This window comes from Sedimentitalea sediminis, from assembly GCF_042687825.1.
Taxonomy (GTDB): Bacteria; Pseudomonadota; Alphaproteobacteria; order Rhodobacterales; family Rhodobacteraceae; genus Sedimentitalea.
The window spans coordinates 213903-233029 of sequence record NZ_JBHUQE010000001.1 but is presented as its reverse complement, the minus strand read 5'-3'; the positions used below and the strand labels follow the sequence as shown (position 1 = coordinate 233029).

Genomic DNA, 19127 nt, shown 5'->3' with positions numbered 1-19127 from the left:
GTCAAGAGAACGCCACCGGACGGCCACGGTTTGGCCGTTCTTTTCTGCAAAACCTTCCGTGATCAAGATTGAAACGGAAGGTGCGGGATGTCCGTATTGCGAAAACCGGCTGTGATGGTTGGCGCCGTCGCTTTTGCTCTGGCAATCGGGCCCGCCCTGAAATCGCTGGGCTTGCCTGCCGCAGATGCGGCTACGGTCGCCGGTGTTTCATCCGTTTCGGCCAGCCCGCCAACCTCTTCTGACACAGCGCCGCTCGGGATGCATGCGACGGCGGGCGCCTCTCTGAACGAGGTTCACCCGACCGGCCCGGTCCCGGCTGACGCGTCGAACTGCGATGTTACGGCCAAGGCCGTGCCCATTGCCGCAGCCCGGGTCGCCCTGCGTGTTACCGCGCCCTGTCACGGAAAATCCGCGCTGACGGTGCATCACAACGGTATGATGTTTACCGAGACGACCGATGCCGATGGCAGGTTGCAGGTCGCCGTGCCAGCCTTGGCCGAACGGGCCGTATTCATTGTCGAATTTGCCAGTGGGCAGGGCGCCGTGGCCGTCGCCCATGTTCCGGAGGTGGCCGGTTACGACAGGCTGGTTCTGCAATGGACCGGGGCGGCCGATTTTCAGGTCCATGCACGTGCGTTCAACACCCATGGCGGGACGCAAACGCATGTGTGGTCCGGATCTGCGCACCTGGAGGGCGCAGAGACGGGGCCGACAACCTCAGGCGATGTGCTGCGCCTGGGAAAGGCCCGGGTCCTGGCTCCCCGGCGGGCCGAGATCTATTCTGTCCCGACGGGTGGCTTGACGGAGAGCGGTTCGACCCGTCTGACCGTCGAGTCGCGCGTAACATCCGAGACCTGTGGTCGGGACATCGCGCTGCAATCGCTGATTCAGCGGGGAAAGATGCGCCCGCGCAGCCGCTTTGTGGATGTCCGCATGCCCGATTGTACGACGGTCGGCGGCTTTATGGTGTTGAAAAATCTGTTTGATGACCTGATGATCGCGCGCAGATAGATCACTCGGATCAGAGCATGTCATGACGGGGCTGCGTGCAGCGATCATCGCCGCACTTTCTCTTTATTCGATCGGAACGACGGCGCGGGCGCAGGATGTCACCCTGTCCTCGCCTGATGGCAGTGTCGAAATTACCGGCGATCTTCTGGGATTTGACGGCGAATTCTATCGCGTTGACACCCGGTTCGGCGAGTTGACCGTCGATGGGTCGGGCGTGCTGTGCGACGGGCCGGGTTGCCCGAACCTGTCGGATTTCGTCGCCCATGTCGCGTTTTCCGGGGCGTCGACCATGGCCGAAGTCTTGCTGCCGGCCCTGATCGAGGGGTTTGCCCTGCGCAACGGGCTGCAGGCCCGGCGGCAGACACTGGATGCGTCGCATTTCGTCTATGACCTGTTTCAGGGCGATAGCGGGCGTCAGCTGGCCCGGTTCAAATTCCGCGCCAGCAACACGGACGAAGGCTTTGCCGATCTGCTGGCCAACGAGGCCGACATCGTCATGGCTCTGCGCGAAATCCGGCCCCGGGAACGCCGCCGGGCCCGGGCCGCCGGGATGGGCGACATGACCGAACGGGGACGCGTTTTGGCGCTGGATGCGCTGGTGCCCGTGGTGGCGGCGGAAAACCCGGTACACCGCATATCAACGCCGCAACTGGCGCGCGTGCTGTCCGGGCAGATCGGCAACTGGCGCGAATTGGGGGGGCCGGATGCGCCGATCACCCTGCATCTGCCGGCCAGTGGTTCGGGTCTGGCACAGGCGGCCGAAGACCGGTTGCTGCGCCCGCTGGGGCTGACCTTCGCGCCCGCTGCGGTCCGGCATGCCCGCAACAGCGGGCTGGTTCGAGCGGTCAGCCGCGATCCTTTCGGGTTGGGCGTGACCAGCTATTCCGAGCCCGGCATCACCCGGGCGCTGACCCTCAGCGGTCCCTGCGGCTCGGCTCTGAGTGCCAGCCGGCAGAGCATCAAGACCGAGGACTATCCGCTGACGTCGCCGATGTTCCTGTACCTGCCGGCGCGGCGTCTGCCGAAACTGGCGCGCGCGTTTCTGGCCTATACCCGCAACCCGGCGGCGCAGATCGTCATTCGCCGGTCCGGGTTGGTCGACCGCTCGCCCGAGCAGATTTCGGTCAACATGCAGGGCAACCGCCTGGCCAACGCGATTCGTCTGGCCGGGACCGAGGTCCCGCTGGCGGAACTGCAGCGCATGGTGGCACTGCTCGCGCCGATGACGCGGCTGACCACGTCCTTTCGGTTCGAGGCCGGGTCGTCGCGCCCGGATGCGCAGTCGCGCGCCAACGTTATCCAGCTGGCCCGGGCGCTGGAATCCGGGGCCTATGACGCCAGGCGCTTGGTCTTTGTCGGGTTCAGCGATGGCGACGGCCCGGCGCAAGGCAACCGGCGGATCGCCGAATCGCGGGCCCGGGCGGTGCGCGACGCGGTTCTGGCCGAGGCCGAAATCGCCGATCCCCGGCAGTTGCGGGTCGAGGTGGCGGCCTTTGGCGAGGCACTGCCGATGGCCTGTGACGACAGTGCCTGGGGGCGGCAGGTCAATCGCCGGGTCGAAGTCTGGATGCGCTAGAGATATCCTTGCGCGCGAAAACTCAGCTCGCGGGATTTGCCGATGATCAGATGATCATGCAGCACGAGCCCCAGAGCAGTGCAGGCGGCCTGGATCTGGTTGGTCATGTCGATATCCGCCGGCGACGGCGTCGGATCGCCCGAGGGGTGGTTGTGCACCAGGATCAGTGCGCCGGCGTTCAGTTCCAGCGCCCGTTTCGCCACTTCGCGCGGATAGACGGGGACGTGATCGATCGTTCCCTTGGCCTGTTCCTCGTCGCCGATCAGGGTGTTTTTGCGGTCCAGATACAGCACCCGGAATTGCTCGGTCTCGCGATGTGCCATCGTCGTGTGGCAATAGTCGAGTATCGCGTCCCAGCTAGAAATCACGTGTCTTTTCAGAACTTTGGCGCGGGCCATGCGATGTGCCGCCGCTTCGACGACCTTGAGATCGTTGATCACGGCCTCGCCCACGCCCTTGATCTCGCGCAGCCGCTCGACAGGGGCGGTGAGCACCCGGTTGAAATCGCCGAACTGGTCCAGCAACGCGCGCGCCAGCGGTTTCACGTCGCGGCGCGGGATGGCGCGGAACAGCAGCAGTTCCAGCAGTTCGTAATCCGGCATTGCCGCAGCGCCGCCCTGCATGAACCGGTCCCGCAGACGTTGCCGGTGGTCGGCGATATAGGACGGCAGCTTGCCCTGCGGCAGCGGCACGATGGGCGCCTCGTCGCTGTCAAACAGCGATTGTGGCGCTTCGTGAAAGGAAGGCCCATTTGTCATGGCGCAAAGCGTGCGGCGTCAGGGTGAACATCCGGTTAATGCGCCCCTGCCGAACGGGCAGCGGGTCAGGCGGCGCCGGCCGGTGGACCGGCCCGCCCCTTGCCGTCAGCTCAGCTTTTCATACTGTCCCAAAAAGACTTGACCGAAGAGAAAAACGTGTTCGTTTCCGGGTTGTTATCTTCGCTCAACTCGTCGAATTCGCGCAGCAGTTCCTTTTGCCGACTGGTCAGATTGACCGGTGTTTCCACCGCCAGTTCGATGAACATGTCGCCGATACCGCCACCGCGCAGGGCCGGCATGCCCTTGCTGCGCAGCCGCATCTGACGGCCCGACTGGCTGCCGGCCGGAATCTGCACGCGCCCGCGGCCGCCGTCGATGGTGGGCACCTCGATCGCACCGCCCAGGGCGGCCTTGGCCATGCTGACCGGTACGCGGCAATAGAGGTTGGTGCCGTCACGCTCGAACAGTTCGTGCGCCTGAACCTCGACAAAAATATAGAGATCGCCCGGCGGCCCACCGCGCATGCCGGCTTCGCCCTCGCCGGCCAGGCGAATACGGGTGCCGGTCTCGACGCCTGCGGGAATGTTGACGTTCAGCGCCCGGTCCTTTTCGACACGGCCCTGACCACCGCAGGAATTGCAGGGGTTCTTGATGATTTGCCCCAGACCCGAACAGGTCGGACAGGTGCGTTCGACGGTGAAAAAGCCCTGTTGCGCCCGCACCTTGCCCATGCCGGAACAGGTTGGACAGGTGCTGGGTTCGGCACCGCCCTCTGACCCGGTGCCTTCGCAGCCCGAACAGGCCACGGCAGTGGGCACGTTGATGGTCTTTTGCAGCCCCGAATAGGCCTCTTCCATGCTGACGCGCAGGTTATAGCGCAGGTCAGAGCCCCGCGCCGCCCGGCGTCCGCCGCCGCGCTGACCGCCCATGAAATCACCGAACAGGTCGTCGAACACGTCGGAAAAGGCAGACGAGAAATCGCCCCCGCCAAACTGCGCCCCGCGCCCGCCGCCGCCCATGCCGCCTTCGAACGCGGCGTGACCGAACCGGTCATAGGCCGCTTTCTTTTCAGCGTCCTTGAGGATTTCGTAGGCTTCGTTTGCTTCCTTGAACTGGCTTTCCGCATTCGGATTGTCGCCATTCCGGTCCGGATGCAGCTCCTTGGCCTTACGTCGATAGGCCTTTTTGATTTCGTCCGCAGAAGCGCCTTTAGTCACGCCAAGCACGTCATAGAAGTCGCGTTTCGACATTCTTTGGTCCTCCTGTCCGAACGCCGGATGGCCGGCCCTTGTCAAAGGCCGGCCAAGTCAGGCTGAGACTTGCGCATCAGGCGCGTTTGTCGTCGTCCAGATCTTCGAACTCGGCGTCGACGATGTCGTCCTCGGCCGGCCCGGCATCCGCAGCCGCTGGCTCTTCCTCGGCTTCCTGGCTGGACTTGTAGATCGCTTCGCCCAGTTTCATGGCTGCTTCGGTGACGTTCTGGATGCCCGACTTGATCTTGTCGGCATTTTCGGTTTCCAGTTCGTCCTTGAGTGCGGCGATGGCCAGTTCGATGGCTTCGATCGTGGTCGGATCGACCTTGTCGGAATGTTCTTCCATCGATTTTTCGGTCGAGTGGATCAGGCTTTCCGCCTGGTTCTTGGCCTCGATCAGCTCGCGGCGTTCCTTGTCCGCCTCGGCGTTCTCTTCGGCGTCCTTGACCATTTTTTCGATATCGTCATCCGACAGACCGCCCGAGGCCTGAATGGTGATCTTTTGTTCCTTGCCGGTGCCCTTGTCCATGGCGCCGACCGACACGATGCCGTTGGCATCAATGTCGAAGGTCACCTCGATCTGCGGCATGCCGCGCGGGGCCGGCGGGATGTTTTCCAGGTTGAACTGGCCGAGGATCTTGTTGTCGGCGGCCATTTCGCGTTCGCCCTGGAATACCCGGATGGTCACGGCGTTCTGGTTGTCCTCGGCGGTCGAGAAGATCTGCGATTTTTTCGTCGGGATCGTCGTGTTGCGGTCGATCAGTCGGGTAAAGACGCCGCCCAGGGTCTCGATGCCCAGGCTCAGCGGGGTTACGTCCAGCAGGACCACGTCTTTCACGTCACCCTGCAGAACGCCGGCCTGAATGGCGGCACCCATGGCAACGACCTCGTCCGGGTTGACACCCTTGTGCGGTTCCTTGCCAAAGAACTTGGTGACTTCCTCGACGACCTTGGGCATGCGGGTCATGCCGCCGACCAGCACGATCTCGTCGACGTCACCGGCCGACATGCCGGCATCTTTCAGCGCGGCCTGGCATGGTTTCAGCGACGCCTTGATCAGGTCGCCGACCAGCTGTTCCAGCTTGGCGCGGGTCAGCTTCATCACCATGTGCAGCGGCTGACCGCCCTTGGGGTCCATCGAGATGAATGGCTGGTTGATTTCGGTCTGCGAGCTGCTGGACAGTTCGATCTTGGCCTTTTCGGCGGCTTCCTTGAGCCGCTGCAGCGCCATCTTGTCCTTGGTCAGATCGACGCCGTTTTCCTTTTTGAACTCGCCCGCCAGATAGTTGACGATGCGCATGTCGAAGTCTTCGCCGCCCAGGAAAGTGTCGCCATTGGTCGATTTCACCTCGAACAGGCCGTCGTCGATTTCCAGAATGGTCACGTCAAACGTACCGCCGCCCAGGTCATAGACCGCGATCGTGTGGGTGTTTTCCTTGTCCAGACCATAGGCCAGCGCAGCCGCGGTCGGCTCGTTGATGATGCGCAGCACTTCGAGACCGGCGATCTTGCCGGCATCCTTGGTGGCCTGACGCTGAGCGTCGTTGAAATAGGCCGGAACGGTGATGACCGCCTGCTTGACCTCTTCGCCCAGATAGCTCTCGGCGGTTTCCTTCATTTTTCCCAAGATGAAGGCGGAAATCTGGCTAGGCGAATATTTCTCGCTCTTGGCTTCGACCCAGGCGTCGCCATTGCCGCCGTCGATCACGGCAAAGGGCAGGTTCTTCTTGTCCTTGGCCAGATCCTTGTCGTCGAACCGGCGGCCGATCAGACGTTTGACGCCAAAAATGGTGTTGTCCGGGTTGGTGACGGCCTGACGTTTCGCGGGCTGGCCGACCAGCCGCTCGTCATCCGTAAAGGCGACAATCGACGGGGTGGTGCGGGCGCCCTCGGCGTTTTCGATCACGCGGGGCTGGCTGCCGTCCATGATGGCCACACAGCTGTTGGTGGTTCCCAGGTCGATTCCGATTACTTTGCTCATGTTTGATCCCTTCTGTACTGCAAGGCGATGACCCGAGGCCTGAACCCATTATGGCATCCCGGCCCCGAAAGCTTTTGCACATGCACCGGTTAAGGCTTTGTGCGTCCCGGTGTATATAAGGAGCGGTTTTCGGGCCTGCAACCATCGGATTGAGCGTTTTTTGGCGGGTATTGGAGGCAAGCCGCGCGTTTCCCATCGGGGCCGGATCGCCCTATGCTTTTGCAACCGGTTGCAATCGGTTTTTTGGGGGAAAAAGGCATATGGGCGAGAATTTCCTGATCGCGTTGCTGGCGGTCTTTGTCGCGGGAATCGCGATTGCCACTCAGGCTCCGATGAATGCCCGGCTGGGGGGCAGTCTGGGCGATGGCTTGGCCGCGGCGATGGTGTCTTTCGGAGTCGGGTTCCTGTTGTTGCTGATCCTGGTCATCGCGCGCGGCACCATGCCGGACACAGAGCAAATTCGCGCGGTGCCCTGGTGGGCCTGGAGCGGTGGCGCGCTGGGCGCCTATTACGTCTGGACCGCAATTTATGGTGTGCCCCGGCTGGGGGTTCTGAGCCTGACCGCGGCGCTGATTCTGGGACAATTGGTGGGGTCGCTGTTGCTGGATGCCTTCGGCGCCTTTGGCCTGCCGGTGCGCGGCCTGGACTGGCAGCGGGTATTGGCGGCGCTGCTGGTCGCCGCCGGCGTGGCGCTGTCGCTGTTTCGATGACCGGTGCCGCGCCGACGCTGTTGCTGCGCGGTTGCGCGGTTCATCAGGGTTTTCTGGACGGCGCGGCGCAGCGCGAGATGGTCGCGGCGGTGCGGGATTGCGTTGCGGTCGCGCCGCTGTTTACCCCGGTCACGCCCTCGGGCCGGCCGATGTCGGTGCGCATGACGTCAGCGGGCAGCTGTGGCTGGTATTCGGACCGCAGCGGGTACCGCTATAGGCGCCGCCATCCCGGCGGTGGCCGCTGGCCGGCGATTCCGGCTCCAGTGCTGTGGGTCTGGGACGCGGTGACCGGGTTGGCGCGGCGCCCGGATTGCTGCCTGATCAACTGGTATGGCGAAGGTGCGCGAATGGGGATGCATCAGGACCGGGACGAAGCAGATTTCCGCTGGCCTGTCGTTTCGGTGTCGCTGGGGGATGACGGTTTGTTCCGGGTCGGCAATACCACTCGGGGCGGGCCCAGCGAATCGATCTGGCTGAACTCGGGCGACGTGGTGGTGTTGGGCGGTGCGGCCCGGTTGGCTTATCACGGAGTGGATCGGATCCGGTTCGGTTCATCCGGCCTGTTGCCCCGGGGCGGACGGATCAATCTGACGCTGCGGGTTGTCGACTGACCACGCCCTAACGTGGTGCGATCGAGCAGCAACCGGACAAGAGATTTCCGCCGCTCAGGGGGCCAAACAGATCGATTGCGATGCCGAAACTGCGGTCCGACATGCCGTCACTGCATATTTCGCGACGTAGGACAGCGGTGTTTTCGCCCATGTCCAGCAGAAAGCGATCGATATAGTTGACGCCGGGCGTCAGAGTGCCTGACGGCATTTCGGAAACTTGCCCTTCGGGTGTTGAGAACGCGACCATCTTGCCCTCGGTCACGTCCAGCGACCAGAACGGCTCGGTTCCGAAACACCAGAACCGATCGGCCAGGATGGCGTGACCCGTTTCATGGCGGCGCAGGTATCGCAGGGCGACCCAACCGGCGTTTTCGCCGAGGTTGATCAACCCCCATTTCCCGTCGGGGTCTTGCGCCACCACCTCGATATCGCGCTGATTAAAGGACAGCGCGCCCAGTTTTCCGGCGGCCGCGTTCGGCTGGCTGCGGACATTCAGAACGTCACCGGCGGTCACGCCGGCCACATCGTAAAGCGCGGGAAACGGCTGTGCGGTGAGACTCAGCAGGGACGCCAGCCACAGGAGGACAGAAAGAACGACCACTCTCATCTGCGGGCCCCCCAGCTGAGCGACGCGTGCCGGCGGGTATAGAATTCACCCATCAGGCCGACCATGATCAGCACGACCCCCACCCAAAAGGCATATTGCCAGGTGCTGTAATGCGGGTTGTAGTTGATAAAGACATAGCCGCGCGCCTGGTCGATGGCGTGAAACAATGGATTCCAGTCGAACATGGCCAGCATGAAACCGGGCAGGGTGTTGGCAAGAAACATCTTGCCCGAGGCGATCATGTTGGCGCGCTGATAGATGGTGGTCATGACGCCGACCGCGGTGGGAAACCAGGGTTTCAGCACCAGAAAGATCAATCCGACGCCGCAGCCCGTGAACCAGGCCAGCAGCAGCATCCCGTAGGCCGGCAGCGGTTCTTCGATCAGGACCGGCGTAAAGGCGGCGTGATAGATGAACAGGATCACGAACATCGACAGGGTCTGCACATAGAGCGACGCCAAAGCGGCTGCGGCGATGGCGATGATGGTGTTCATGGGCGCGTGTTGCATCGTCGCGGAATTCGGCCCCTCGGCTCCCGCCACGGCTCCGACCGCCTTGGCGTGGCACATGAACAGAAAGATGCCCGACATCACGTATAGCAGAAAGTCGCCGCGCACGGCCGAGCCGCGCAGGCCCAATACGATGAACATGAAATAGAAGACCAGGACAAAGGTCGCCACCTGCAGCATGTTCAGTGCGATGGCGACCAGGGCGTTGTTGTGTTTCTTGCGCACGCTGCGCACGCTCGAATGAAAGATCAGTTCGAGGATCTGCGCCGCACCGGCCAGCGGTGTCTGTCGTTTGGTCGTTTGAAACATGAGCATGTGATCCCGTGATGCCCGGAGCATGGCAGGGAATTCTTGCCGTTCCGTTGCCGGATCAGCATAAGAGGACAGCCGAGACATATCAACGAACCCGATCGGAGTGCCCGCGTGACCCATGACAGCCTAATTCCCGTGATTCGCAGACTGGCCATCGAGGCCGGCGAAAAGATCATGGAAATCTACAACTCCGACGATTTCGACGTGAAGGTGAAATCCGATGACAGCCCGGTGACGGCGGCGGACGAGGCGGCGGACGCGATTATTTCGGCGGGTCTGCGCGCCGCCTTTCCCGAGATGATGCTGGTGACCGAGGAACAGGCCGATAGCCACAGCAGCACCGGGCACACGTTTCTGATCGTCGATCCCCTGGACGGCACCAAGGAGTTCATCCACCGCCGCGGCGATTTCACGGTAAACATCGCGCTGGTGGAAAACGGCGTGCCGACACGCGGCGTGGTCTATGCGCCGGCCAAGGCGCGGATGTTCTATACGCTGGCTGACGGGCAGTCGGTCGAAGAGACCGGCGCGCTGGCTGCGGACAGGGTGGGGCCGACGCGTCCGATCCGGGTGTCGACTTCCGACAATGATGCGCTGATGGTGGTGGCCAGCAAATCGCACCGGGATCAGGCGACAGACGACTATATCGGAAAATACGCGGTCAAGGACATGAAGAGCGCCGGTTCGTCGCTGAAATTCTGTCTGGTGGCGACCGGCGAGGCGGATCTTTATCCGCGCGTCGGTCGGACGATGGAATGGGACACCGCCGCCGGGCATGCGGTCTTGGCCGGGGCCGGCGGCGAGGTGGTACGCTTTGACGACCACAGCCCGCTGACCTATGGCAAGCCCGGCTATGCCAACCCGTTCTTTATCGCCCATGCGCCGCGTGTCCGGCTGAAAGGCGCCTGATGTCCGTCCTGATCGCCATCCCCGCCCGCTATGCCTCGACCCGTTATCCGGGCAAACCGCTGGTGCCACTGACAGGCGCCACCGGCGAGTCCCGCAGCCTGATCGAACGGTCCTGGCGCGCCGCGCAACAGGTGTCCGGCGTCGATCGCGTGGTGGTGGCCACCGATGACGAGAGAATTCGCGACGCTTGCACCGGTTTTGGCGCCGAGGTCGTGATGACGTCATCCGATTGCGCCAATGGCACCGAACGTTGTGCTGAAGCACATGCCGCGCTGGGGGGTGGGTTCGATATCGTGGTCAATCTGCAGGGCGATGCGCCGCTGACGCCGCATTGGTTCGTCGAAGAGCTGGTGGCGGGGCTGCGCGCGGCGCCGGATGCCGGTGTCGCGACCCCGGTGCTGCGTTGTGACGGGGCGGCGCTGAACGGGTTTCTGGCCGATCGCCGGGCCGGGCGCGTCGGCGGCACCACGGCGGTTTTCGCCCGTGATCACAGCGCCATGTATTTTTCCAAGGAGGTGGTCCCTTTTACCGGCGAGACCTATGCCGATGACGCTGAAACCCCGGTGTTTCATCACGTCGGTGTCTATGCCTATCGACCTGAGGCATTGGCCGCCTATCCCGATTGGCCGACCGGCCCGCTGGAACAGCTGGAAGGGTTGGAGCAACTGCGGTTCATGGAGAACGGCCGCAAGGTGCTGTGCGTCGAGGTCCAGGCCCAGGGCCGCCAGTTCTGGGAGCTGAACAATCCGCAGGACGTGCCGAAACTGGAAACCATGATGCGCGACATGGGGCTGGAATGAGCGATTTTCTGCACATGGCGGATCAAAAGCTGACTTTACGGAATGCGAGCGCCCGGCCCCAGACCGGCGGCATTCTGCCGATCCGGGCCGGGATTCTCTGGTGCCGCACCGGCGACTCGATACAAAAAATCAACCAATGCGTGCAATAAGCCACAATGCGTGCTAGGCCATGCCAAGCCCGCAAGGCCGCGCTTGCAAAATCCGGCTGCAGATCGGATACCGGTAATGCGGACATCAGACACTCGGGTATGGATGCGGTTCATGCAAACAGTGTGTATCTGCGGTTCCGGTAGACAGTGCAGTGCATTTCGAACCAAGGAAGACTCATGAGTAAGAGAGTAACAAAGGCCATTTTTCCGGTTGCCGGCTTGGGAACGCGCTTCCTGCCCGCCACCAAATCGGTTCCCAAGGAAATCATGACGCTGGTTGACCGGCCGCTGGTGCAATACGCCATCGACGAGGCGCGCGCGGCCGGGATCAAGGAGTTCATCTTTGTCACCTCCAAGGGCAAGGGTGCGCTGGAAGACTATTTCGACCATTCACAGATCCTGGAACAGGAGCTGCGCCGCAAGGGCAAGACCGATCTGCTGGAGGTGCTGAAGGCCACCAACATGGAAAGCGGCGCCATCGCCTATATCCGGCAGCACCGGGCGCTGGGTCTGGGCCATGCCGTGTGGTGCGCCCGCCGCCTGATCGCCAACGAACCCTTTGCCGTCATCCTGCCCGATGACGTCATCGCGGCCGAGACCCCGTGCCTGCAGCAGATGGTCGAGGCCTATGAGGAAACCGGCGGCAACATGGTCGCTGCCATGGAGGTGCCGCCCGAAAAGGCGTCGGCCTATGGCGTGCTGGACGTACAAGAGGACATGGGCACCATCGTGTCGGTCAAGGGCATGGTTGAAAAGCCCGATCCCGATGTCGCGCCGTCGAATCTGGCGGTGATCGGACGCTATATCCTGAGCCCCTCGGTTCTGAGCAATCTGAACAAGATGAAGTCAGGAGCCGGCGGCGAGATCCAATTGACCGATGCCATCGCCCAGGACATCGGCACCGAAAACACCGTCTATGGGTACCGGTTCCGGGGTCAGCGCTTCGATTGCGGCTCCAAGGCCGGGTTCCTGCAGGCGACTGTCGCATTTGCTCTGGCGCGCGACGATCTGCGCGAGGACCTGTCGCGCTATCTGCGCGAGGTAATCCAGCTGGACAAAGCCGCCGAATAGCGGCGCACGGGGGCAAATCGTGACCACGATTCTGGTGACCGGCGGCGCGGGCTATATTGGCTCGCACGCCTGTAAAGCGTTGAAAGCGGCGGGTTACACGCCGGTAACCTATGACAATCTGGTGACCGGCTGGCGCGACGCAGTCAAGTTTGGCCCGTTCGAACAGGGCGACCTGCTGGACCGGGCGCGGCTGGATCAGGTCTTTGCAACCCACAAGCCGGCGGCGGTGATGCATTTCGCCGCCCTCAGTCAGGTCGGCGAGGCGATGGCCGAGCCGGGGCGCTACTGGCGCAACAACGTAGAGGGATCGCTGACGCTGATCGAGGCGGCAGTTGCCGCCGGTTGTCTGGATTTCGTGTTCTCGTCGACCTGCGCCACCTATGGCGAACACGACAATGTGGTGCTGGATGAAAACACGCCGCAGGCGCCGCTGAACGCCTATGGCGCCAGCAAGCGCGCGATCGAGGATATCCTGCGCGATTTCGAGGCGGCGCATGGACTGCGGCACGTGATCTTTCGCTATTTCAATGTCGCCGGCGCCGACCCCGAGGCCGAAGTCGGCGAGCATCACCGCCCGGAAACCCATCTGGTGCCGCTGATGCTCGAGGCGATTGACGGCCAGCGCGATGCGCTGACGGTGTTTGGCACCGATTACGACACGCCCGATGGCACCTGCATCCGAGACTATGTGCATGTCTGTGATCTGGTCGATGCGCATGTTCTGGGGCTGGGTTGGCTGGAACAGGACAAAGGCAGCCGGGTATTCAACCTGGGCACCGGCAGCGGTTTTTCGGTGCGCGAAGTAATCGACCATTCGCGCAGTGTGACCAACCGGGACGTACCCTATGTGGTCGGGCCGCGTCGCGGCGGGGATTGCACCAAGCTGGTCTCGGGGTCGGTCCGGGCGGAACAGGAACTGGGCTGGACGCCCGCGCGTTCGAACCTGAGCACAATGATCGAGGATGCCTGGCGCTGGCACCGCACGGGGCATTACGAAAGCTGACCCTGTGACGCGTGCGCCCGTTCCCGCGATGCCGCCCCGATCGGCCTGGATGGCCTATCGCATGCGATGGAAACGGCGGCGCTTGCTGTGGCGGTCCTGGCGCAGCCGCCGTCAGTTGCGCTGTGTCTGCGATCGAACCGCTGGCATCGGCTCGCGCGACATTCTGGCCGTTTCGGTCATGCGCAACGAACGCGAGCGCCTGCCATTTTTCCTGAAGCATTATCGGCGCCTGGGCGTGTCGCGATTTCTGATCGTGGACAATGACAGTGACGATGGCACCGCCGCGATCCTGGCGGATCAGCCGGATGTTGCGCTGTGGACCACGACGCACAGTTATCGCGACGCCCGGTTCGGGCTGGACTGGCTGACCTGGCTGCAAATGAAATACGCGCATAACCACTGGTGTCTGATGGTCGATGCCGACGAGATTCTGATCTATGCCGATCACGACCGCCGCCCGCTGCCAGACCTGACCCGATGGCTGGATTCGAAAGGGCGAAACGCCTTTGGCGCGCTGGTTCTCGACTTGTATCCGAAAGGGCGGCTCGCGGACCGTCGCTATTGCCCGGGACAGGATCCGACCGAGGTGCTGGAATGGTTCGACCCCGGCCCCTATCGGAGCCTGCGACAGGCGCCCATGGGTAACCTGTGGGTGCAGGGCGGCGCGCGTGAGCGCGTGTTTTTTGCCGACAGCCCGCAGCGGTCGCCAACCCTGAACAAGCTGCCGCTGATGCGCTGGAACCGGCGTTATGCCTATGTCAATTCCTGTCACGCCGTGCTGCCGCCGCATCTGAACGGCGCCTATGACGGACCGGGTGGACAGGCACCATCCGGGGTTCTGCTGCACAGCAAGTTCCTGCCGACGATCACGGACCGTGCCATTGTGGAAAAGGCCCGCAGGCAGCATTTTCACGATCCGCCGCAGTTTGATTCCTATTACGATGGCCTCGCGGCCAATCCCGATCTGTGGCACGCCCGGTCGCAGCGCTACTGCGACTGGCGGCAATTGCGGACCTTGGGCCTGCTGCAATCGGGAGACTGGTAGCGACCCGCCGCTTCGGGGTCCCGGATTTTCCCCTTGCCTTGTAACGCTTTCTAAATTCTATGATTCAATAAACAAAACTGTAACATGTTGCGCGCTGCACAGGCGAGCCGGTCAATGGCGTCGCACGCCGGGATTGCGGCGCTGCGGATATGGTCGGATTGGACAGAACGTGGGACTTTGGGATTCTTACCGTATGCGGGTTCGGCGTCGGCGCCGTCTGTTCCGCGCTGTACGAAAATCCCGCGAGTTGCGCACGCTTTGCGACCGCACCGATCAGATCGCCCCGGATGACATTCTGCTGTTCAGCAGCATTCGCAATGAACAGGTTCGCCTGCCCTACTTTCTGGACTATTACCGGCGGCTGGGCATCGGCCATTTCCTGATCGTCGACAATGACAGCAAGGACGGGTCCGGCGCCTATCTGGCGGCGCAGCCGGACGTCTCGGTCTGGCACACCCACGCCAGCTATAAATCGGCCGGCTTCGGGATCGACTGGCTGAACGGGCTGCAGCGGCGCCATGGGCATGGTCACTGGACCCTGGTGGTCGATCCGGATGAATTCCTGGTCTATCCGTTCTGCGATACGCGTCCGCTGCCGGCGCTGACCGACTGGTTGGACCAGTCCTCGATCCGCAGCTTTGGCGCGATGTTGCTGGACATGTACCCCAAGGGGCGGCTGGACGCACAGCCCTATCAGCCGGGACACAACCCGATGGAGATCGCGGCCTGGTTTGACAGTGGCAACTATACGCTGAAAAAGAACCCGCGCTATGGCAACCTGTGGATTCAGGGCGGGCCGCGCAGTCGGGTCTTTTTCTCTGATACGCCGAAAAAGGCCCCGGCCCTGAACAAGATTCCGTTGGTGAAATGGGACCGGCGCTATGCCTATGTCAGTTCGACCCACGCGCTGCTGCCGCGCGGGCTGAACCAGGTTTACGAGGAATGGGGCGGCGAAAAGGCCAGCGGTGTCCTGTTGCATCCGAAATTTCTGGATACGTTTTCCGTCAAGGCGGCCGAAGAACTGGCGCGCAATCAGCACTATGCTAATTCCTCGGAATATAGCGCCTATGCGGCGGGGCTAGAGGATCAAACAGACTTGTGGTGCGAGTGGAGCGAGAAATACCTGAACTGGCGTCAGCTCGAGGTTCTGGGCCTGATTTCCAAGGGGAGCTGGGCATGAGCCTCGGGGTCGCGATGCTGGTGCACCGGGATCTGGATCGGGCCGCGCAAATCGTCCGGCACTGGACCGGCGCCGGTTGCCCGGTTGTGCTGCATGTGGATTCCCAGGTGCCGCTGGCTGAATACCGGGCGTTCCAGGCGGATTTGGCGGATGATCCGCTGGTGCGCTTCTGCCGCCGTCACCGCTGCGAATGGGGCACCTGGGGCATCGTCGCGGCGTCGCAATCGGCGTCCGAGTTGCTGTTGGACAGTTTTGCCCAGGTGCATCACGTGTACCTGACCTCGGGGGCCTGTCTGCCACTGCGGCCGGTGTCGGAACTGATGGATTATCTGACCGCGCATCCACGCACGGATTTTATCGAAAGCGCGACCACGTCGGATGTGCCCTGGACGGTTGGTGGGCTGGAACAGGAACGATTCACCCTGCGTTTCCCGTTTTCGTGGAAGAAGAACCGCTATCTGTTTGATCGCTATGTCGCGCTGCAGCGCCGACTGCGCCTGCGCCGACGAATACCCGAGGGATTGGTGCCGCATATGGGCAGCCAGTGGTGGTGCCTGACGCGCCAGACCCTGTCGGCAATTCTGCAGGATCCGAACCGGGCCGCACATGACCGCTATTTCCGGCATGTCTGGATTCCGGATGAAAGCTATTTCCAGACGCTGGTGCGGCGCTATTCGACCGATATCGAAAGCCGGTCGCTGACCCTTTCCAAGTTCGACCACCAGGGCAAGCCGCATGTCTTTTATGACGATCACCTGCATTTGCTGCGTGGCTCCGGCCATTTCGTTGCGCGCAAGATCTGGCCGGGAGCGGATCGCCTGTACAAGGCGTTCCTGTCGGGCAAGCCCGTCGCGCCGGGCCAAGGCAGCCTGAATCCCGGCAAGATCGACCGCGTCTTTGCCCGCGCCGCCGAGCGGCGTCTGCGCGGGCGCTCTGGCCTGTACATGCAGAGCCGGTTGCCGCGGCGCAGTCGGAATACGCGCCCGACCGCATCCCCCTATTCGGTATTTCAGGGGTTTGTCGATCTGTTCAGCGATTTCGAAACCTGGCTCGAGCGGGCCACGGGTGCCCGGGTACATGGCCATCTGTTTGCGCCGGATAGGGTCGGTTTCCACGGTGACCGGACCCTGTATAAGGGCGGGCTGAGCGACAGCGCGCGAAAACGCGACTATGCCCCCGAGGCCTTTCTGTGCAGTCTGATCTGGAACACCCGGGGCGAACGTCAGTGTTTTCAGTTCGGACCCGGCGACAATCAGCAGATCACCGGGATGCTGGTGCGCGATCCAAACGCTCATATTTCGGTGATATCTGGTGCCTGGGCGCTGCCGCTGTTTCACTCAAACCGCAATTTCGCCGATCTGCGCAAGGAGGCGGCCCGATTGCAAAAAATCGAAAACGTCTATCTCCAACACCTTGGATCGCCCGCGACACGGGCCAAGGTGCGCATCTGGAACCTGGCCGATTTTGTCGATGCACCGATGGCGAATTTGCAGGCGATCATCGACGAGATCGCCGACACGCGTCCCAATCATCTGACCGAGGCTCCTAACATGGTCGATCTGGCGGGCTTTGGAAAATTCCTGCAGAATCTCAAAAATCAGGGTATGCACCCCTATCTGACGGGCGATTTCCCGGTCGATCCGGCGGCGTTGAGGGCGCCCAAGACGCCGCGCAAACCCTATCTGGTGCGATAGCGCGCGATGCCGGGTCCCTTCGATTTTTTCGTGTTGTTTGCCGAGATGCGCACCGGATCCAATTTTCTGGAATCCAATCTGAACGCGATTGATGGGGTCCAGTGTTTCGGCGAGGCGTTCAACCCGCATTTCATTGGCTATCCGAACCGTTCCGATATCCTGGGTGTCACCCGACCGCAGCGCGATGCCGATCCGGCCGCGCTGATCGCGGCTGTGCGCGCGGTGCCCGCTGCGCTGGGCGGTTTTCGGTATTTTCACGATCACGATCCCCGTGTCCTGGACCAGATTCTGCACGACCCGCGATGCGGCAAGATCGTGCTGACCCGCAACCCGCTGGACAGCTACGTGTCCTGGAAGATCGCCAAGGCGACCGGGCAGTGGAAGCTGACCGATATCAAGCGGCGCAAGGAAACTAGGATCACATTTCTGGCTGACGAGTTCGTGCGCCATCTCGAGATTCAGCAGGCGTTTCGGGCGGCGTTGCAAAACCGGTTGCAGATCACCGGGCAGACCGCCTTTCACCTGGCATACGAGGACCTGCAGGATGTCGCCGCGATCAACGGGCTGGCGCAGTGGCTGGGCGTGGCGGGCCGGCTGGACGGGCTGGACCCCAGTCTCAAGCCGCAGAATCCCGGCCCGATCGCGGCCAAGGTGACCAATCCCGACGAGATGGCCGAGGCGCTGGCCGGGATGGAGTGGTTCAACCTTGCGCACATGCCGAATTTCGAACCCCGGCGCGGGCCGGCCGTGCCCGGCTATGTTACCGCCGCCCGGGCGCCGCTGTTGTACATGCCAGTGCCCGGCGGTCCCGATACCGAGATTGCGGATTGGCTTGCGGCTCTGGATGGTGCGGCGCCGTCGGAACTGGGGCGCGGGTTGAACCAGAAACGCCTGCGGCATTGGAAACGCCGCCATCCCGGGCATCGCAGCTTTACCGTGCTGCGCCATCCGGCGGCGCGGGCGCATGCGGTGTTCTGTCAGCGTGTCCTGTCGCCGAGCAAGGGCGATGGCCGTCTGCGTCAGACCCTGCGGCGCCAGTTTCAACTGAAACTGCCGAAAGACGGACCAGGGGCGGGTTATGATCTGACCCGCCACCGCGCGGCCTTTGATCGGTTTCTCGACTTTGTGCAGGCCAGTCTGGCCGGTCAGGTCGCGATGCGCCCGGATGCCGCCTGGGGCACCCAGGCGGCAGCGCTGGCGGGTTTTGCCGACTTTGCCCAACCTGATTTCGTGCTGCGCGAAGGGGATTTGGCCGCGATTCTGCCTGTACTCGCCGCATTGACCGGGCGGGATGCCGCGCCCCCATTGGCGAGGTTCGCGCCGGATACGCCTTTCGATTTGGCGCAAATCTACGACGATACGCTCGAGGCACGTATCGCCACGGTCTATCAGCGCGACTATATGATGTTCGGCTTTGGCCCTTGGCGCGGGGACTGAAACGGCCTGTGCCGCCGGCCTAGGCGGCCTGGCTGGACTGCGCCTCGGTCAGCAGAGCATACAGTGTCGTGGGGTCGAGATTGGCCCGCAGCTTGGAGCAGAGGGCGGGCTCGCGCAGGGTGCGCGAGACCAGCGCCAGTGCCTTGAGATGCTCGACACCGGCATCTTCGGGGGCGAACAGGGCAAAGGCGATATCGACCGGCTGACGGTCCACGGACCCGAAATCGATGGGTTTTTCCAGCATGATGAAAACGCCGACCACGCGGTCCAGACCAGCCAAGCGGGCATGCGGCAGCGCGACGCCATGACCAACGCCGGTGGGACCAAGGCTTTCACGGTCCAGCAATGCGTCGACCGTCGAGCCGGCGTCCAGCCCATAGGCGCTGTTGGCCACATCGCCCAGTTCCTGGAACAGCCGCTTCTTGCTGGAAGCGGCTGAAAACACCTTTACGGCATCAGGTTTCAGAATTCTGGACAGTTCCATGGTCGCGCTCTCCTCTGGCGCGCCTGG

General features: G+C 62.8%; 18 protein-coding genes. 12 read left to right on the top strand and 6 right to left on the bottom strand.

Going from position 1 to position 19127, the window contains the following annotated elements; translation table 11 throughout:
* Nucleotides 1-492: 492 nt before the first annotated feature.
* Nucleotides 493-1011, top strand: coding sequence for a hypothetical protein (locus tag ACFMPD_RS01100; protein ID WP_380990728.1), 519 nt, complete (start codon nt 493-495; stop codon nt 1009-1011).
* 22 nt (nt 1012-1033) lie between these two features.
* A complete protein-coding gene (locus ACFMPD_RS01095) occupies nt 1034-2587 on the top strand; it encodes a phosphate ABC transporter substrate-binding/OmpA family protein (RefSeq protein ID WP_380990725.1) in 1554 nt (517 codons plus the stop codon).
* Here the strand turns inward: ACFMPD_RS01095 and radC are convergent.
* The 3 genes from radC to dnaK all read right to left on the bottom strand — a co-directional run bounded on the left by radC (nt 2584) and on the right by dnaK (nt 6579).
* The gene (gene radC, locus ACFMPD_RS01090; protein WP_380990723.1) at nt 2584-3345 is read right to left on the bottom strand and encodes a RadC family protein; all 762 of its coding nucleotides are present in this window, start codon (nt 3343-3345) and stop codon (nt 2584-2586) included. The genes ACFMPD_RS01095 and radC overlap by 4 nt on opposite strands.
* A gap of 110 nt (nt 3346-3455) precedes the next feature.
* Nucleotides 3456-4595 (bottom strand): molecular chaperone DnaJ, encoded by a 1140-nt coding sequence (gene dnaJ, locus ACFMPD_RS01085; RefSeq protein ID WP_380990720.1) that lies wholly within the window; start codon nt 4593-4595, stop codon nt 3456-3458.
* A 76-nt stretch (nt 4596-4671) separates the two neighbouring features.
* The gene (gene dnaK / locus ACFMPD_RS01080) at nt 4672-6579 is read right to left on the bottom strand and encodes a molecular chaperone DnaK (RefSeq protein WP_380990717.1); all 1908 of its coding nucleotides are present in this window, start codon (nt 6577-6579) and stop codon (nt 4672-4674) included.
* A gap of 260 nt (nt 6580-6839) precedes the next feature.
* Between dnaK and ACFMPD_RS01075 the strand changes: the two genes are divergently transcribed.
* Both ACFMPD_RS01075 and ACFMPD_RS01070 read left to right on the top strand, forming a co-directional pair.
* Entirely contained in the window at nt 6840-7289 is a 450-nt protein-coding gene (locus ACFMPD_RS01075; RefSeq protein WP_380990714.1) for a DMT family transporter, read from the top strand.
* The gene (locus ACFMPD_RS01070) at nt 7286-7900 is read left to right on the top strand and encodes an alpha-ketoglutarate-dependent dioxygenase AlkB family protein (protein WP_380990711.1); all 615 of its coding nucleotides are present in this window, start codon (nt 7286-7288) and stop codon (nt 7898-7900) included. The genes ACFMPD_RS01075 and ACFMPD_RS01070 overlap by 4 nt, the downstream gene beginning before the upstream one ends.
* 7 nt (nt 7901-7907) lie before the next feature.
* Here the strand turns inward: ACFMPD_RS01070 and ACFMPD_RS01065 are convergent, their stop codons facing one another.
* Together ACFMPD_RS01065 and ACFMPD_RS01060 are read right to left on the bottom strand one after the other, a co-directional pair.
* A complete protein-coding gene (locus ACFMPD_RS01065; protein WP_380990708.1) occupies nt 7908-8507 on the bottom strand; it encodes a peptide-binding protein in 600 nt (199 codons plus the stop codon).
* Nucleotides 8504-9325 carry an ABC transporter permease gene (locus ACFMPD_RS01060; protein WP_380990705.1) on the bottom strand — a complete coding sequence of 274 codons (822 nt, stop codon included), beginning with the start codon at nt 9323-9325 and terminating at the stop codon, nt 8504-8506. The genes ACFMPD_RS01065 and ACFMPD_RS01060 overlap by 4 nt, the downstream gene beginning before the upstream one ends.
* Before the next feature lie 114 nt (nt 9326-9439).
* Here ACFMPD_RS01060 and cysQ point away from each other — a divergent pair, with 114 nt between their 5' ends.
* The 8 genes from cysQ (at nt 9440) to ACFMPD_RS01020 (ending at nt 18616) form a co-directional block, all read left to right on the top strand.
* Complete coding sequence (gene cysQ / locus ACFMPD_RS01055; RefSeq protein WP_380990702.1) at nt 9440-10237, top strand: 3'(2'),5'-bisphosphate nucleotidase CysQ; 798 nt, start codon at nt 9440-9442, stop codon at nt 10235-10237.
* Nucleotides 10237-11037, top strand: a complete 801-nt coding sequence (locus ACFMPD_RS01050; RefSeq protein ID WP_380990699.1) for a 3-deoxy-manno-octulosonate cytidylyltransferase — start codon at nt 10237-10239, stop codon at nt 11035-11037. Before cysQ ends, ACFMPD_RS01050 begins: the two co-directional genes overlap by 1 nt.
* A gap of 326 nt (nt 11038-11363) precedes the next feature.
* Entirely contained in the window at nt 11364-12257 is an 894-nt protein-coding gene (gene galU / locus ACFMPD_RS01045; RefSeq protein ID WP_380990696.1) for a UTP--glucose-1-phosphate uridylyltransferase GalU, read from the top strand.
* A gap of 19 nt (nt 12258-12276) precedes the next feature.
* Nucleotides 12277-13260, top strand: a complete 984-nt coding sequence (galE, locus tag ACFMPD_RS01040; protein ID WP_380990693.1) for a UDP-glucose 4-epimerase GalE — start codon at nt 12277-12279, stop codon at nt 13258-13260.
* A 28-nt stretch (nt 13261-13288) separates the two neighbouring features.
* A complete protein-coding gene (locus ACFMPD_RS01035; RefSeq protein ID WP_380990690.1) occupies nt 13289-14305 on the top strand; it encodes a glycosyltransferase family 2 protein in 1017 nt (338 codons plus the stop codon).
* A 193-nt stretch (nt 14306-14498) separates the two neighbouring features.
* The gene (locus ACFMPD_RS01030; protein ID WP_380990687.1) at nt 14499-15485 is read left to right on the top strand and encodes a glycosyltransferase family 2 protein; all 987 of its coding nucleotides are present in this window, start codon (nt 14499-14501) and stop codon (nt 15483-15485) included.
* Complete coding sequence (locus ACFMPD_RS01025) at nt 15482-17179, top strand: DUF5927 domain-containing protein (RefSeq protein ID WP_380990683.1); 1698 nt, start codon at nt 15482-15484, stop codon at nt 17177-17179. Before ACFMPD_RS01030 ends, ACFMPD_RS01025 begins: the two co-directional genes overlap by 4 nt.
* 45 nt (nt 17180-17224) lie before the next feature.
* Nucleotides 17225-18616 (top strand): nodulation protein NodH, encoded by a 1392-nt coding sequence (locus ACFMPD_RS01020; RefSeq protein WP_380990680.1) that lies wholly within the window; start codon nt 17225-17227, stop codon nt 18614-18616.
* A 19-nt stretch (nt 18617-18635) separates the two neighbouring features.
* On the opposite strand, the gene ACFMPD_RS01015 is transcribed toward ACFMPD_RS01020, so the two are convergent.
* Nucleotides 18636-19100 carry a PTS sugar transporter subunit IIA gene (locus ACFMPD_RS01015; protein ID WP_380990677.1) on the bottom strand — a complete coding sequence of 155 codons (465 nt, stop codon included), beginning with the start codon at nt 19098-19100 and terminating at the stop codon, nt 18636-18638.
* Nucleotides 19101-19127: the final 27 nt, after the last annotated feature.